We start from the raw sequence: 16,593 nt of genomic DNA on the forward strand, positions 1-16,593 counted from the left end.
TGTTACAAACTGAGGACGAACGGAAGGAGGACGATCCGACAATGATGCATTTCCGTTTGCGCAATTCCGGAGGCAAAACTGCTGCGGACTCTTGCTGGAATTGCTTCAGAGATAACTCGTCACTTCAGGCTCGTTCCACCAGGCATCGTGCCTCCCGTCGTAATAACGGACAGGCAAGGCCGCCAGTTCCTCAGGGGTGATATCGTCGAGGCAGGCGATATTGATCGAAACATAGGCGCCGCCGATCGCTTCGACATAACCATTGCCGTAAGCGGCCACGCCACAGGTGCGGCAAAAGCGGTGATGGCCGCTCATCGTGTTGAACTGGTAGTCGGTCGTTTCCGCCTCATCGCACATCAGCCGGAAATCGGCCGGCTTGACGTTGGCGCCCCAATAGCGTCGCTTGGAGCAGATCGAACAATTGCAGCGACCGGTGCCTTCTTCGAGGTCCACATCAACCTCGTAACGAACATTGCCGCAATGGCAGCTTCCCCTGTAGGTCTTCTTCATGGTGCTCTCCTCCTTCGGCGTTGCATCAGGTGCTTGAATATGACAATATGTTGTCACGATGGATGAGATACACAATCGACAACATGTTGTCAAACTAAATCGGCCGGAACGGACAATGGAGGGTGATGTCTTTTCCAGTTTCGCGATTACGGCGCTACGCCTCGCCGGCCATCTGACGGCGGCCGGAGACCGGCTGGCGAAGCCCGAAGGGCAAACGAGCGCGCGCTGGCAGGTGCTGGCCGCCGCGCGACGCAGCGACATGTCTGTGGCACAGATCGCCCGCGCGCTCGGCCTCGCCCGCCAAGGCGTGCAGCGGCTTGCCGACGTGCTGGAGCGCGAAGGGCTGATCGCCTATGCCGACAACCCACAGCACCAGCGCGCCAAGTTGGTGCGACTGACGGCGGAAGGGGCGGCACGGCTCGGGGCGATCGAGATCGCCCAGGCGGGGTGGGCGAACGAATTGGGCGCCGCGTTCACGTCAGCCGAGCTTGACGCGGCACGCGTTGTGATGGCGCGGGTCATGGAAATGCTGGAGGCCGACGAGGTGCCGGTCGACTAAGCGCAGTGCTTGGGGAACAAATGGAAAGGGCACGGCATCAGCCGGCCAGAAACGAAAAAGGCCGGGGCTAACCCGACCTTCCCTGCCATCTCGACGGACCGTGCCAGTACATCCGTGGTCACGATCGGGAGATGATTTTCAAGCCTTAAAGGCTCAGGCCGCCTGGAGGCGGTCTGCCGACATCTTGCCCGACTTGTTGTCGCGCACGAGTTCGTAGGACAGCTTCTGGCCATCCTTGAGATCGCGCATGCCAGCGCGTTCGACGGCGGAGATGTGGACGAAAACGTCGGCTGCGCCGTCATCCGGCTGAATGAAGCCGAAGCCCTTGGTTGCGTTGAACCACTTTACGGTACCTGTGCTCATGACGATATCCTTTTCGAATCGCTCATAGAAGATTGCAGCGCGGGCAGAGGCCCGAGCGGCGATGAAAACCGATTTTGGAGGAAGTTCGCCAGGAACGACGCGAGCGCCGTTTCAAAGTTCATCTAGCAAGATCGATGCGCAGATATGTAAGCGGAAATTGTGTCCGTGGCAAGGCGTCCGCAAGGAAAAGTCGAATTCAACTTGGCTGGGTGTTCTTTACGTCCTGCCGCAGCGCCCTCTGGCCTGCCGGCCAAGGGGCGCTGCGGTACGGCAGAGACGACCTACGCCGCCTTCGCCCGCGCATAGGGATCAAACCGCCCGTAGAAGGTCTCGCCCTTGGCGGCCATGTCCTTCAAAAGTGGCGTCGGTTTGAAATGATCCCCGTAAGCGGTAGCTAACTTCTCAGCCAGTTCCACGAAAGCCTTCGCGCCCATACCGTCAATATAACTCAGTGCCCCGCCGGTATAAGGCGCGAAGCCGAAGCCGAGAATCGAGCCGACATCCGCCTCACGTGGATCGGTGACGATGCCTTCTTCCACGGTGCGGGCGGCCTCCAGCGCGACGGTGACGAGGAAGCGTTGCTTCAGGACGTTGACGTCGACCTCATCCGCCGGCTTCTGCGGGTAGAGGGTCTTGAGGTCAGGCCAGAGCGACTTCTTGGCCGGTTTCGGCGGGTAATCGTAAAAACCCTTGGAATTCTTGCGGCCGAAGCGGCCCTCCTTTTCGACCATGCGCGAGATGAGCTCCATGTGCCTGGGATCGATGGCCTTTTCACCGAGATCAGCGACGGTGGCCTTGAGGATCTTCAGCGAGAGGTCGATGGCGACCTCGTCGTTGAGCGCCAAGGGGCCGACCGGCATGCCGGCCATCTTGGCGGCATTCTCGATCATGGCGGGCGGCACGCCTTCGATCAGCATGTCATAGCTTTCCGACATGTAGCGCAGCACGCAGCGATTGACGAAGAAGCCACGGGTGTCGTTGACGACGATCGGCGTCTTCTTGATGGCGGCGACATAATCCAAAGCAACGGCCAACGCCTTGTCGCCGGTTTCGACTCCGAGGATAACCTCGGTCAGCATCATCTTTTCGACGGGCGAGAAGAAGTGGATGCCGATGAAATCGGTAGGCCGCTTCGAATTCTTCGCGAGTCCCGAGATCGGCAGGGTCGAGGTATTGGAGGCGAAGATCGCGCCTTCCGGCAGCACGGCTTCGACGGCCTCGATGACCGCTTTCTTCACCTCGCGATCCTCGAATACCGCCTCGATGACGAGGTCGGCATTGGCGAGATCGGCATAGTCGGCCGAGGGCGTGATGCGGGAGAGCAGCGCGGCTCCGTCATCATGCGTAAGACGTCCCTTACCGATAGAATCCTTGACGAGCCCTTCCGAGACGGTCTTGCCCTTGGTCGCCGCTTCGATATCGCGATCGATCAGCGTAACCGGGATGCCGGCGGAAGCCGTGACATAGGCGATCGAGGCGCCCATGAAACCGGCACCGACGACGCCGACATGTTTCAGCTCGGTCTTGGGGATGCCGGCCGGGCGGCGGGCGCCCTTGCCGAGTTCCTGCATGGAGATGAACAGCGAGCGGATCATCGAGAAGGCTTCGCGGGTCTGCAGCACCTCGGTGAAATAACGCTGCTCGATCTTCAGGCCCGTGTCGAACGGCACCTGCAAGCCTTCGTAGACGCATTTCAGGATGGCAAGCGCTGCCGGATAATTGCCCGATGTTTCCCTGCGCAGGATTGCAGGCGCTGCCGGCCAGAGTTGGGCCGAAGCCGGCGTCCAGATGCCGCCGCCGGGCGCCTTGAAGCCCTTCTCGTCCCAGGGGGCGACCGGCTTCAGGCCATCCTTGATCATCTGCTTGGCGGCGGGAATGAGCTGATCCGGCTCGACCACCTGATGCACGAGGTTCATCGCCTTGGCGCGAGAACCGGTTAACGACTGGCCCGTCGTCATCATCTGCAGCGCATCCTGGGCGTTCGCCAACCGCGGCACACGCTGCGTGCCGCCGGCGCCGGGGAAGATACCGACCTTCACCTCGGGCAGCGCGATCTTCACGCTCTTGGCATTGGAGGCAACGCGGCCGTGGCAGGCGAGCGACAGTTCGAAGGCGCCGCCCATGCAGGTGCCGTTGATGGCGGACACCCAGGGCTTGCCCGATGTTTCGAGCTTACGGAACAGGCCGCTCATGCGCCCGACCAGGCCGAAGAGGGTCTGCACGGCCGTCTCCGGGCTCTTTGCCTTCTCCTCCTGATAGGAACTGAACATCGATTTGATCATCGACAGATCGGCGCCGCCGGAGAAGGAGGATTTGCCGGAGGTAAAGACGACACCCTTCACAGCAGCGTCGGCGGTCGTGACATCGATGATGGAGTCGAGTTCGGCCATCACCTCGGCGGTGAAAACGTTCATCGATTTGCCGGGCATGTCCCAGGTGACGAGAGCGATACCGTCGGCGTCGGTTTCGAGCGTGAAATTGGTGTAGGTCATTAGGTTTCCTCCCCGATCAAGCCGGCAAATGGCTGCGTTGCGCGTCTACGGTCTTCGTCTTTTCGGTGAGGACATCGCCGGTATGCTTGGTCTGCGACGGCTCGAAAAGCACGATCCAGCATTCCTCCGCCGCCACCGGGTTATGCTCGACACCCCTCGGCACGACATGAAAATCACCGGCCTTCAGATGCACATGCGGACGGTCGCGATATTCGATGGTAAGCGCTCCCTTCCAGATCAGAAAAAGCTCGTCCTCGTCTCGGTGAGAATGCCAGGCGAGCTGCCCCTGGACCTTGGCGAGCTTGACGCTCTGGCCGTTGAGATCGGCGATGACGCGGGGCGACCAGTGCTCGGTCACTTCGGCATACTCGGTTTCGATGGTGCCGGTGTTGAAGCCCATTGTCAGACCCTTTCGATAACCGTTGCCGTGCCCATGCCGGCGCCGATGCAGAGCGTCACCAGCGCGGTGTTGAGGTCGCGGCGCTCCAACTCGTCCAGCACGGTGCCGAGGATCATCGCGCCGGTGGCGCCGAGCGGATGGCCCATGGCGATGGCCCCGCCATTGACGTTGATTCTGGCGTGGTCGATGTCGAAGGCCTGCATGTAGCGCAACACCACGGCGGCGAAGGCTTCATTGAGCTCGAAGAGGTCGATATCGGAAAGGCTCATCCCCGTGCGCTTCAACAGCTTCTCAGTGACATCGACGGGGCCGGTCAGCATCAGGGCCGGATCGGAGCCGATATTGGCGAAGGCTTTTATGCGGGCGCGCGGCTTCAGCCCCATGCTCTGACCTCCGGCCTCGGAGCCGAGCAGGACGGCACCGGCGCCATCGACTATGCCGGAGGAGTTGCCGGCATGATGGACATAGTTGATGCGCTCGATCTCAGGATGGGCCTGGATGCCGACCGCCTCGAAGCCGCCCATCTCGCCGGGCATCTGGAAGGAAGGATTGAGAGAGGCAAGCGCCTGCATATCCGTGCCGGGGCGCATGTGCTCGTCCTTATCAAGGATCGTCAGGCCGTTCTGGTCCTTGACCGGAATGACCGACTTGTCGAACCAGCCCTGCTCCCAGGCATAGGCGGCACGCTTCTGACTCTCGACCGCGTAAGCGTCGACATCGGTTCTGCTGAAGCCGTATTTAGTGGCGATGAGATCGGCCGAGACGCCCTGCGGCATGAAATAGGCCGGGAAGTTCACCGAAGGGTCCATGAACCAGGCGCCGCCCGACATGCCGAGGCCGACGCGGGACATGCTTTCCACACCGCCTGCGATGACGATGTCGTCGGCCCCTTGCGCGATCTTGCCGGCGGCGAAATTGACGGCATCGAGGCCGGAAGCACAGAAACGGGAGATCTGCATGCCCGGCGCGCGGGTGGAATAGCCAGCTTCGAAGGCTGCCGCCTTGGGAATGACCGCGCCGGCATCCATCACGGGATCGACGCAGCCCATAATGATGTCGTCGACCGTTTCCGTATCGAGCCCGTTGCGGTCACGGATCGCTTCCAGCGTCTTTGCCGCTAGACGGACGGAGGGCACCTCATGCAGGGCCCCGTCCTTCTTGCCGCGGCCGCGTGGCGTGCGGACGTGATCGTAAATGAAAACCTCGGTCATTGTTTCATCTCCCTGGCGGCGCTGAGGCCGGTGAATTTCAACTCCCCTTCTCCCCAGCGGGGAGAAGGCGGCCGAAGGTCGGATGAGGGGGCGCTTGCGGCAAACTCGACCTTGCTTGCGCGCGGTCGTTCGCTCCTTTGTCGCTCACCCCCTCATCTGCCCTAACGGGCATCTTCTCCCCGCTGGGGAGAAGAGGGAATTCGTCTCAAAACGCTTCCGCAGCCAGCTCCATCATCGTGTCGGCGCCGGTTTCGATGCGGGCCTTGCGAAGCGCGGTTTCGGGCATGATCCGCTCCATGAAGAATTTCGCCGTGATCAGCTTGTTCTTCAGGTAATCCTGGCGGGCCGCATCGCCCGAAGCAAGGCCATCCTCGGCGGCTTTCGCCATCTTCGCCCACATGTAACCAAGAACGACGAGGCCGAAGAGATGCATATAATCAGTCGAGCCGGCGCCGGCATTGTCGGGCTTGGCCATGGCATTCTGCATGAACCACATGGTCGCACCCTGGACGTCGTTCAAGCCCTTCTTCAGATGCTTGGTGAAGAAGGAGAGTTTTTCGTTGTTGCGGTTCTCCTCGCAGAAATCGCCGATCTCCTTGAAGAGAGCCATCGCGGCGCGGCCGCCGTTCAAAGCGAGCTTGCGGCCGACGAGATCGAGCGCCTGAATGCCGTTGGCGCCTTCATAGATCATGGCGATGCGGGCATCGCGCACATACTGGCTCATGCCGTGCTCTTCGATATAGCCGTGGCCGCCGAAGACCTGCTGGGCCATGACGGTGTGATCGAAGCCCTTGTCGGTCATCACGCCCTTGAGGATCGGGGTGACGAGGCCGAGAATATCGTCGGCCGTCTGGCGCTCCTTCTCGTCGGTGGAGCGGTGAGCGATATCAGACTTGAGCGCGGTCCACAGCAGGAAGGCACGGCCGGCCTCGTTGAAGGCGCGGATGGTCATCAGCGAGCGGCGGATATCGGGATGGACGATGATCGGATCGGCCTTCTTGTCAGGCGCCTTGGGGCCGGAGAGCGAGCGGCCCTGGATGCGGTCGCGGGCGTAGCTCGCGGCATTCTGATAGGCGATCTCGGAAATGGCGATGCCCTGCAGGCCGACCATCAGGCGGGCCTCGTTCATCATCACGAACATGGCGTTGAGGCCGCGGTTTTCGGCGCCGATCAGGAAGCCGGTCGCCTCGTCGTAATTCATCACGCAGGTGGCGTTGCCGTGAATGCCCATCTTGTGCTCGATCGCACCGCAGGAGACAGCGTTGCGGGCGCCGAGCGTGCCGTCCTGGCCGACCAGGAATTTTGGGACGATGAAGAGCGAGATGCCCTTGGTGCCCTCCGGAGCGCCTTCGATGCGGGCCAGCACCAGATGGACGATATTGTCGGTCAGGTCGTGTTCGCCGGCAGAGATAAAGATCTTTTGACCCGAGATTTTGTAGCTGCCGTCAGCCTGCGGCACCGCCTTGGTGCGCAGCATGCCGAGATCGGTGCCGCAATGCGGCTCGGTGAGGTTCATGGTGCCGGACCAGCTGCCGTCCACCATCTTCGGGAGATAAGTGTCCTTCTGCTCCTGTGTGCCGTGGACGAGGATCGCGGCGATCGCGCCCTGCGTCAGGCCGGGATACATCATCAGCGACATGTTGGCGGCGGAGGTATATTCGCCGACGGCGGTATGCAACGTATAGGGAAGCCCCTGCCCGCCGAATTCCTCCGGCACCGCAAGACCGATCCAGCCACCTTCGCGATAGGCTTTATAAGCTTCCTTGAAGCCCTTCGGCGTTGAGACGCTAGCATCGTCGTGGCGAGCGCAGCCTTCCTGATCGCCGGAATAGTTCACCGGAAAGAGCACTTCTTCGGCGACCTTGGCCGCCTCGCCGAGGATCGCTTCGATCATGTCGGGCGTCGCATCGACAAAACCCGGCAGATTGTTGTAGCGTTCGAGGCCCAGCACGTCGTTCAGGACGAAGAGCGTATCGTTCACCGGGGCCTTGTAGACTGGCATCTCTCGAATTCCTCCCATTCGGCTGACCGGATCGCGCCGGCCTCGCGCACTGTCTTACAAAATATTGACGTTTGCGTAAACGTCAAATTCTGCGCTTGCGGTCGGTTTCGTGAAAAATTTCGAAAGCCCGAATCCCGGGCCGGAAAACGCCGAGAGGAGACGCCATCTCATCTTCCTTGTCCATCTTGGAAGAGCGTATAAACGGAAGCGTCTTCCAAGCCGCAATTGGGCAATTCAAGAGGGCCTCCGGCATGATCAGTTTCGCAGTGATAAGGCAGCGTGCGGAGGAACGAAAAGGCGGGCCGGCCGCACTGCAGGCATTGCTGGAGAAATACCGGCCGGATCACGACCGGCTGCGCGCCATGCCCGACGACCGCGTCCTGGCCGATATGACCCGCCGCGTCTTCTACAGCGGTTTCGTCCAGAAAGTGATCGACAACAAATGGCCGGGTTTCGAGGCGGCGTTTTCCGGTTTCGATACGGCAACGCTGAACATTGCGCCGGACGACTATTGGCATGAACTGACGTCGGATGAGCGGATCATCCGGAACGGCGCAAAGATCATGTCGGTTCGGACCAATGCCGCCTTCGTCAGGGAGCTGGCGAAGGAACATGGCAGCGCGGGCGCCTTCTTCGCCGACTGGCCGCGGGATGACCAGATCGGCCTTCTCGACATGTTGAGCAAACGCGGCAGCCGGCTCGGCGGCATGACCGGCCAGTATTTCCTGAGGGGCATCGGCCGCGACAGCTTCGTCGGAACGATTGATGTCCTCGCCTGCCTCAGATCGGCCGGCGTGCCGCTCTCCTCCTCCGGCACGACGAAGAAGGACCAGCAGATGATCCAGCAGGCCTTCAATGAATGGGCCGAAGAGACAGGCCTCTCGTTCATCCATCTCTCGCGCATCAGCGCCTATTCGATCGATGCGGCGCACTGAAATTCGGCCGGGCAGTGGCGCAAGCCGTTGCCGCTTCCTACGTCACCAGGACAACCCATCGAGGACGATATCATGAGCGATTTTCCCTATGAGAGTGCCCTCATCGTCGGCGCAGGCTCCGGCATCAGCGCATCGCTCGCTCGGCAATTGTCGGCGCAGGGCGTCAGGGTCGGGCTCGCCGCCCGTAATATCGAAAAGCTGCAGACGCTGGTCGAAGAAACAGGCGCCAGTGCCTTTACGACTGACGTCTCGCAGCCTGCGAGCGTTGCCGCGCTGTTCGAAGAGGCTGCCGCCGTGATCGGCGGACCTGATGTGGTCATCTTCAATGCCAGCGCCCGCTTGCGAGGACCGCTCACCGAACTCAATCCGGCCGAAGTGGAGAAGGCGATCGCGACCACCGCTTTCGGCGGCTTCCTGGTGGTGCAGCAGGCGGCGCGGCGGATGATCCCGCGCGGCCACGGCGCCATCCTCATCACCGGCGCCTCGGCAAGCGTGAAAGGCTTTGCGCAATCGGCGCCGTTCGCGATGGGCAAGTTCGCACTGCGTGGCCTTGCCCAGAGTGCTGCCCGCGAGCTCGGGCCGATGGGCATCCATGTCGCGCATTTTGTCATCGACGGCGCTGTGCGTTCGCAGACCCGACCAGATCAGGCGGAGAAGCCTGACGGCACGCTCTCACCGGATGCGATCGCCCAGACCTATATCGACGTGCTTCGCCAGCACCGCAGCGCATGGTCGCTGGAGGTCGAGGTCCGGCCATGGACCGAGAGTTTTTGAGCCTCAGCGGGGCGGCAACTTTCGCAGCCGCGTCAAACGGACTATGTTTCTTCGCCCAAACTGGCTGGGAGGAAACCGATGCCGCGACTGGACCACGTCACCATCGAAACACGCGATGCCCCTGGCATGATCCGCTTCCTGGAAGCCCTTCTCGGCGTCAAGGAAGGCTATCGGCCGCCCTTCGCCTCGCGCGGCCACTGGCTCTATCTCGACGAGCGGCCGGTCATCCATCTCAGCCTGACGTCGCGCAGCACCGATTTTCCGCCCGGCATCGTCAATCATTTCGCCTTCAGCCTCTACGAATTCGAGCCGGCGTTGGAGCGTATCAAGGCGAGCGGCTATCGCTACGAATATTACGATATTCCCGACACGGATCTCGGCCAGATTTTTGTCTACGGCCCGGAGGGCGTGAAGATCGAGCTGCAATATCCGCGGCCGGCCTGAGTGACGAATTCAACGGCAATTACTGTCAAAAACGGCTTTTGGAACACAAACGTTAAAAAATTCTCATCAACATTAACGGCTTGTTTACCACGTTTCGTGAAAGGTGCGGATTGAGCAGTAGTGATCCGCATTCCTTTTCCCAGTCTCGCGTTTCCCAAGGATGCCGCTACACCGTTCCAGCTTGAGGAAAGTCTAATTGACTATCTTCTTACGAATGGTGCGCTCCGGTCCGCGCGAAGGCGCGGCAGCAGACGGAAAAGCCAAGAATCGAGCTCTGGCGAGAGATCGAGCAGTCGAAGCGAGCAAGAAGATGAACGGATCGCGATCAAATCCTTCCCGACAGTCCGACAGGACCTCGCTCGATGCGCTGAACCGCACGATCGAAGGGCTGGAGGCGCGTATCGAAGGGCTGATGGGCGGCGGGCGCGAACAGCGGCCCCGCACGGCAATGCCCGAGCGCGACCCCTACGCGGCCTCCAATGCTTCCCGTCCCGCAAGAGCACCGCTCGAGCCGCGGCCGGATCCGCTCGCTGAAATCCGCCAGCGCCAACGCACGCTCGAAGCCGGCCGCGAGCGTCCCTATGCGCGCGAGCAGGCCCCACATTTGCGCGAGCCTGCGCCCCGCGCCGTCGTGCCGCCCACAACACCCGCCTTCCGGGCAGGCGACGACACGATGACGGAAATTGCCCAGGCGCTGGTCAACCTGCGCCAGGACCTGAAGCGCGACATTTCCGAGGGCGTCACCCGCGAGATGAACGCACTGCGCGCCGAACTGCGCGAGATCAAGGCCAATGCCGGAGACGGCCGTTTCGCCGACGACATGCGCGCCGACATGGGCCGCCTTGCCCAGAGCATCACACAGCTGACCGGCCGCTCCGCCGCGCCGGAGGCCGCAGGCCTGCGCGAGGACTTCGAGGAACTGCGCTCGCTGATGGATGGACTGGCGCGCGAGGATTCGCTGCGCCATATGGAAAACCGCTGGGACGGATTCGAGAACCGGCTTGCGGCGCTCGATACCGAGGGGCTGCAGGAAGAGCTCGTTTCGCTCGCCTACCGGCTCGACGACATCAAGCGCCATATCGGCGGCATGGGCGAAAGCCCGGCCGTTCGGGCGCTGGAAGACAAGCTCATCTCCATTGCCACGGCGATGGAGCATTTCGGCAACATGATCCAGCCGCACGACCGCGTCATGTCCGAACAGTTCGCCGCCATGGACATGCGGCTCGACGAGATCAGCCGGGCGATCGCGGCCAGTGGACGCGCCGCTGCCACCAGTGATCCGGCGCTGATGCAGCGGCTGGAAAACCGGCTTTCGGCGCTTGCCGACCAGATCGACCTGATGAGCCATGACGCGGCGAACCGCGTGAACCCAGCCGACGAGCTGGCGATACGCCTGGAGGCGCTGACGGGACGCGTCGAGGAACTGACCAAGGCGGAAGCGACGTCGCGGCTCGACGAACGGCTGGAGCATCTTTCCTTCCTGTTGGAGCGCACGCAGAAGGCAGCACCCCAGCCCGACCTCACCGGCGCGCTTTCCGACATTTCCCGCAAGATCGACGCGCTTGAGAATGGCGCCGTCAACGACGTGCTGGCACAGCGGCTCGACTATCTCGCCCGGCGCATCGACGAGATGGCGCATCAGCAGCAAGTGCCGGCGCCCGCCGCCGTGGTCGACGACGGCGCCTTCCGGCGTCTCGAAGGACGGCTGAGCGACATCGCCGCCCGGCTGGAAGAGAGCACATCGGCGCCGCCGACCGATGCCCGCGCCCTGAAGAACCTCGAAGACCAGATCGCCAATCTTTCGGCGCTGATGAACGAGCCGCGCGAAAGCGCCGCGATACCCTCCGAATTCGACCGTCGCATGGGCGCGATCGAAGATTACATGGCGACGAGCGACGAATATATCATCGAGGCGGCTCGCCAGGCGGCGGAAGCCGTCGTCGAAGCCTATTCGCGCCATGGCAGCCTGCAGGGCGCCGTGCCCGCCGCCGACATGTCGGCGCTGACGGCACTGGCCGAAGATCTGCGCCATCTCGAAGATATCAGCCGCGACAGCGAGGAGCGCACGCACAAGACCTTCAAGGCGCTGCACGAGACGCTGGTGCATATTGCCGACCGCCTCGACGGCATGGAAGAGCGCGGGCGGCCGATCACCCAGATGCCGGTGGCCGACGTCGATTTCGATGTCGATCCCTACGCGCTGATGGTGACCGAAGCCGAAGCGGGCCGGGCACCCGCCGCTGCCCCAGCCGCAAAGGCCTCTCCCGTCATTCGCACGGCTGAGGTCGCTGCGGACCCCGCCGTCCCGACGCAGGCCACGGCCATGAGCGGAGCGAGCGCGATCGCCATCGAAGCCGCAACCCGGTCACCGGAGGCCGCAGTGCAGGCGCCGGCAAAGGCCGGTCTGCTCGTCAGCCTCGGCAAACGGCTGCTGCCCGGCAAGAAAGCAGAAGCCAAGGCGACCGAACGCGCGGTCATCGACCCGGCGCCGTCGATCGATCCCACAGACGTGGTGCCGACGGATGCAGCAAACGAACTGCTCGAGCCGGGTTCCGGCACGCCTGACGTGAAGAAGATCCTCGAGCGGGTACGCGCAAGTCAGAGCGCGGCGCGGGGCAAACCTGCCGGTGAAACCGATCGCGCCGACTACATCGCCGCCGCCCGCCGCGCGGCACAGGCGGCCGCCATGGAGGTGGACGCCAATCCGAAGCAGGCGACTGTCAAGCCTGAGAAGAAGAACGTCAACATCGACAAGGCTGGCAGGGCTTCTGACAAGACGGGCAAGACCAGCGCCTTTTCGCGCTACCGCCGGCCCATCCTTCTGGCGGTCGGCGCCGTGCTGCTCGCCATCATGGCCTTTCCGCTCGCCCGCACGCTGACGAGGGGCGAGCGCGCGCCGCAACCGCCGGCGGAAATCTCGGCGCTGACGGGAGCGACGGAAAACCCTGCACCGGCCGTGCCTGAAGCAGCGCCCGCGCAGCCGGACGCTGGCGCTGCGAAGACGACTGCGCCCGCAGCAGAGGCAACACCTCCCGCCGCCGAGCAGGGGCAGCCGGGCGCAGCCTCGCCGGTCGCCGGCGATCACCTGACCGATGCGATCCCGCTCGACGGTGAGGGTGCCGCGACATTTGCCCCGTCCGGTTCGGCTGGCGCAACGCAGGAGACATCGGGCTTCGTTCCGAACGCCCCGGCCACGGACGCACCTCAGCCCCAGGCCGCAATCACCATTCCCGATGCTGTGCAGCCGAAATCGCTCGCCGATGCTGCGCGCAGCGGCGATGCGCTGGCGCTGTTCGAGATCGGTGCGCGCTATTCGGACGGCCGAAACGGCGTGGCGGTCGACCAGAAGCAGGCGGCAAGCTGGTATCAGCTTTCGGCTGACAAGGGCTTTGCACCGGCCCAATACCGGCTCGGCAGCATGTACGAGAAGGGCAACGGCGTCGAACGCGACATCAACAAGGCGAAGGGCTTCTACGAACAGGCGGCGAACCAGGGCAATGCCAGCGCGATGCACAATCTCGCCGTTCTCTACGCCTCCGGTGCCCTCGGTCAGCAGGATTATGCAACCGCTGCCTCGTGGTTCACAAAAGCCGCGAACCTCGGCATCACCGACAGCCAGTTCAACCTGGCGATCCTCTGCGCGCGCGGCAACGGGGTTCCGGCAGATCTCGAAGAATCCTACAAGTGGTTCGCGATCGCCGCCAAGGCCGGCGACAAGGACGCAGCGCAGAAGCGCGACGAAGTGGCCAACGCCATGAAACCCGACCAGCTCGAACGGGCGCGCGCCAAGGCCGATCTCTGGAAGCCGGAACCGCTCGACAACCGCACGAACGGTATCGACATTCCCGACGAATGGGCGGGCACGGGCGCAAAGACGGCGACCGTCGACATGAAGAAGGCGATCCGCAACATCCAGGCGATCCTCAACAACAACGGCTTCGACGCCGGAGTGCCGGACGGCGAGATGGGCGCGAAGACCGTTGCCGCGATCAAGAGCTTCCAGAAATCGGTCGGCCAGGATCCGGACGGCAAGGTGACCGACGCGACCGTGAAGGCATTGCTCGAACGCAATAAACAGGGCACCAAGGCAATCTAGGAAGCACCGCAGCGGCTATGCTGCGGCCTTTTTTCAATTTTGCCGCCGCCTGTCACAATACCTGAAAAAAGCCGGATTATGCGGGACATATCGATCCGCGCATCCGGCGAATCCTCTGCCGGAATCTCCATCGCTCATCAGGGGCCGATCGAAAGCCTCTGGCAACGATTTCACGGTATGGTGCGCATTCGAACGGGGACGTGACGGAAACCGGCCGACAGGCGCGGTCATCATTCGGGGTCGGTTGTGACAATCTATCTGCCCATCGCAGAATTGTCGGTGAACATCTTCATCATTCTCGGCATGGGAGCGGCCGTCGGATTCCTGTCTGGAATGTTCGGCGTTGGCGGCGGCTTTCTCATCACCCCCCTGCTGATCTTCTACAACATCCCGCCCGTCGTCGCGGTCGCGACCGGCGCCAACCAGGTTGTGGCGTCGTCGATATCGGGCGCGATCACCCATTTCCGGCGCGGCACGCTCGACGTCAAGCTCGGGACCGTGCTGCTCGTCGGCGGTCTCTCCGGCGCCACGGTCGGTATCTGGATCTTCTCGCTTTTGCGCCGGGTCGGTCAGCTCGATCTCATCATCTCGCTGATGTATGTCATTTTCCTCGGCACCGTCGGCGGGCTGATGCTGCTCGAAAGCATCAACGCCATGCGGCGGGCGGCGCGCAACGAACCGCCGGCGCCGCGCAAGCCGGGCCACCAGCACTGGGTGCACAAGCTGCCGCTCAAGGTGCGCTTCAAGAAATCGAAGATCTATCTCAGCGTCATCCCGATCGTCGCGCTGGGCTTTGCAATCGGCATCCTCACCTCGATCATGGGCGTGGGCGGCGGCTTCATCATGGTGCCGGCGATGATCTACCTCCTGCGCATACCGACCAATGTCGTCGTCGGCACCTCGCTGTTCCAGATCATCTTCGTGACCGCCTATACGACGATCGTGCAGGCGGCGACGAATTTTTCCGTCGATATCGTGCTCGCCTTCATCCTGATGGTGGCGGGCGTGATCGGGGCACAATACGGCGTGCGCGTCGGGCAGAAGCTGCGCGGCGAACAGCTGCGCGCGCTGCTCGGGCTGCTGGTGCTTGCCGTCGGCCTGCGCCTTGCCATCGCGCTGGTGGTGACGCCGGCCGACGTCTATTCGGTGGTGATGGGAGCGGGCAACTGATGCGCCTGCTCGCCGCCGTCATTGCATTCCTTTGCCTGCTGCCGGTCGCTGCCGGAGCGCAGTGGCTGCCCGGACAGGCGACGGAAACGGTGCGCGAAGGATTGGAGATCGGCACGTCGACCAGCGAAATCGCCATTACATCCGATTTCCGCGGCGCGGACCTGACGATCTTCGGGGCCTTGTCGAATACCGACCAGCTGCTGCTCGCCATCGGCCAATATGATGTAGTCGTGGTGCTGGAAGGGCCGCGCGAGGATGCGACGGTGCGCAAGAAGGAACGCGTCTTCGGCATCTGGGTGAACAGGCGCTCGATGACCTTCGAAGCGGTGCCGCATTCCTATTCGATGTCGAGTTCGCGCGGGATCGAAGACCTGACGACCCCGCTTGACCTGACCGATCGGGGGATCGGCATTGATCACATTCCGCTGACGCCTGTCGGCTTCGTCGGCGACGGCAGCAATCTCAGCGAATTCCGCCAGGCTTTCCTGCGGCTGCAGCAGGCAGGCGCGCTTTACGACCGCAACACGAGCGGAGTGCGGTTCGTTTCCTCCAACCTCTTCAAGGCGAGCCTGCGCCTGCCGGCGAACATTCCGAACGGCGTACACACGGTGCGCGCCTATCTCTTCAAAAGCGGCAATTTCGTCACCGAAAAATCGCTGCCGCTACGCGTTATCAAAACCGGCATCGAACAGACGATCACCGATGCGGCTCACGGGCAGCCGATCCTTTACGGCTGCGCCGCCGTGGCTCTCGCCGTCATCACCGGCTGGGGCGCCAGCCTGATTTTCCGCAAGGACTGATCCGCCCGCAAGGGCGGCCTGGGCGGATTTTCTTTCCGACAACAGTCCCGAGCGGGACATAACGTCTGAGATCATGGGATGATCGGCGGTCGCGTCCACGGCCGCCCCCGCATCTTCGCCTCGGATCCGGCCAAGAAACATCCTGAGAAGTTCGAATTCGACTAAAAACCGGTTTTTAACATTTACGAGTTAGTAATCTCTCGGAAACGAGAGGTTTTGTCATGCGTACTCGTATCGTTCTGACGGCCGTGTGCCTTGCGCTCCTTGCCGGCTGCGCGACGGCGCCGAAGCAGACGAGAAACATCTGTGCGGTCTTCGACCAGCGTGAGGGGCTCTTTTCCAGCTGGCAGAGTGCGGCCGAGCGGACGGAGAAGAAATATGGCGTACCCGTGCCGATCCTGATGGCGACGATGTACACCGAATCCGGCTTCCAGCCCTATGCGCGGCCGCCGCGCACCAGACTGTTCGGCTTCATTCCCTGGACCCGGCCATCGACCGCCTACGGCTATTCACAAGCGCTTGACGGGACATGGGATCATTATCAGTCACAAACGGGGAACTGGGCGGCGCGGCGAACGAACTTTTCCGACGCGATCGATTTCATCGGCTGGTATCACTACCAGAACAGCGTCGATACCGGCATTCCGCTGAACGATGCCTATAATCTCTATCTCGCCTATTATTCCGGACCGACAGGCTACAAGCGCGGCGACTGGCGCTCGAACGGGCAATTGCAGCAGACGGCGCAACGGTTCGCGCGGATGGCCGGGACCTATCAGCAGCAGTTGCAAGGGTGCAATTGACGCTTCCTAACGTGCCCGAAAGGCCTTGAAGGGC

14 protein-coding genes are annotated in these 16,593 nt (G+C 62.5%); 8 read left to right on the forward strand and 6 right to left on the reverse strand.

Features of this window, described 5'->3' with window-relative positions; translation table 11 throughout:
• Positions 1-105 precede the first annotated feature (105 nt).
• Positions 106-510, reverse strand: a complete 405-nt coding sequence (locus EFB14_RS11905; protein ID WP_126825515.1) for a GFA family protein — start codon at positions 508-510, stop codon at positions 106-108.
• A 58-nt stretch (positions 511-568) separates the two neighbouring features.
• Between EFB14_RS11905 and EFB14_RS11910 the strand changes: the two genes are divergently transcribed.
• Positions 569-1,069 (forward strand): MarR family winged helix-turn-helix transcriptional regulator, encoded by a 501-nt coding sequence (locus EFB14_RS11910; protein ID WP_125842296.1) that lies wholly within the window; start codon positions 569-571, stop codon positions 1,067-1,069.
• A 153-nt stretch (positions 1,070-1,222) separates the two neighbouring features.
• On the opposite strand, the gene EFB14_RS11915 is transcribed toward EFB14_RS11910, so the two are convergent.
• The 5 genes from EFB14_RS11915 to EFB14_RS11935 all read right to left on the reverse strand — a co-directional run bounded on the left by EFB14_RS11915 (position 1,223) and on the right by EFB14_RS11935 (position 7,537).
• Positions 1,223-1,432 carry a cold-shock protein gene (locus tag EFB14_RS11915; RefSeq protein ID WP_003545273.1) on the reverse strand — a complete coding sequence of 70 codons (210 nt, stop codon included), beginning with the start codon at positions 1,430-1,432 and terminating at the stop codon, positions 1,223-1,225.
• 281 nt (positions 1,433-1,713) lie between these two features.
• Positions 1,714-3,924 carry a 3-hydroxyacyl-CoA dehydrogenase NAD-binding domain-containing protein gene (locus EFB14_RS11920; RefSeq protein WP_126825518.1) on the reverse strand — a complete coding sequence of 737 codons (2,211 nt, stop codon included), beginning with the start codon at positions 3,922-3,924 and terminating at the stop codon, positions 1,714-1,716.
• Positions 3,925-3,940: 16 nt separating this feature from the next.
• Positions 3,941-4,324, reverse strand: a complete 384-nt coding sequence (locus EFB14_RS11925) for a cupin domain-containing protein (protein ID WP_125842292.1) — start codon at positions 4,322-4,324, stop codon at positions 3,941-3,943.
• Positions 4,325-4,326: 2 nt separating this feature from the next.
• Positions 4,327-5,535 (reverse strand): acetyl-CoA C-acetyltransferase, encoded by a 1,209-nt coding sequence (locus EFB14_RS11930; RefSeq protein ID WP_126825521.1) that lies wholly within the window; start codon positions 5,533-5,535, stop codon positions 4,327-4,329.
• Positions 5,536-5,740: 205 nt separating this feature from the next.
• Positions 5,741-7,537, reverse strand: coding sequence for an acyl-CoA dehydrogenase C-terminal domain-containing protein (locus EFB14_RS11935; RefSeq protein WP_125842288.1), 1,797 nt, complete (start codon positions 7,535-7,537; stop codon positions 5,741-5,743).
• A gap of 251 nt (positions 7,538-7,788) precedes the next feature.
• On the opposite strand from EFB14_RS11935, the gene EFB14_RS11940 reads away from it, so the two are divergent.
• From EFB14_RS11940 to EFB14_RS11970, 7 genes are all read left to right on the forward strand, one after another.
• Positions 7,789-8,472 (forward strand): DNA-3-methyladenine glycosylase I, encoded by a 684-nt coding sequence (locus EFB14_RS11940; RefSeq protein WP_126825525.1) that lies wholly within the window; start codon positions 7,789-7,791, stop codon positions 8,470-8,472.
• Between the two features lie 72 nt (positions 8,473-8,544).
• The gene (locus EFB14_RS11945; protein WP_125842284.1) at positions 8,545-9,246 is read left to right on the forward strand and encodes an SDR family NAD(P)-dependent oxidoreductase; all 702 of its coding nucleotides are present in this window, start codon (positions 8,545-8,547) and stop codon (positions 9,244-9,246) included.
• Positions 9,247-9,324: 78 nt separating this feature from the next.
• Complete coding sequence (locus EFB14_RS11950) at positions 9,325-9,690, forward strand: VOC family protein (RefSeq protein ID WP_125842282.1); 366 nt, start codon at positions 9,325-9,327, stop codon at positions 9,688-9,690.
• A gap of 310 nt (positions 9,691-10,000) precedes the next feature.
• Positions 10,001-13,786, forward strand: coding sequence for a peptidoglycan-binding protein (locus tag EFB14_RS11955; protein ID WP_126825528.1), 3,786 nt, complete (start codon positions 10,001-10,003; stop codon positions 13,784-13,786).
• Positions 13,787-14,032: 246 nt separating this feature from the next.
• Positions 14,033-14,956, forward strand: coding sequence for a sulfite exporter TauE/SafE family protein (locus EFB14_RS11960; RefSeq protein ID WP_125842278.1), 924 nt, complete (start codon positions 14,033-14,035; stop codon positions 14,954-14,956).
• Positions 14,956-15,756 (forward strand): TIGR02186 family protein, encoded by an 801-nt coding sequence (locus EFB14_RS11965; protein WP_125842276.1) that lies wholly within the window; start codon positions 14,956-14,958, stop codon positions 15,754-15,756. Before EFB14_RS11960 ends, EFB14_RS11965 begins: the two co-directional genes overlap by 1 nt.
• A gap of 221 nt (positions 15,757-15,977) precedes the next feature.
• Positions 15,978-16,559, forward strand: a complete 582-nt coding sequence (locus EFB14_RS11970) for a transglycosylase SLT domain-containing protein (RefSeq protein WP_125842274.1) — start codon at positions 15,978-15,980, stop codon at positions 16,557-16,559.
• Positions 16,560-16,593 lie beyond the last annotated feature (34 nt).

The organism is Rhizobium fabae (genome assembly GCF_003985135.1).
Lineage (GTDB): Bacteria > Pseudomonadota > Alphaproteobacteria > Rhizobiales > Rhizobiaceae > Rhizobium > Rhizobium pisi.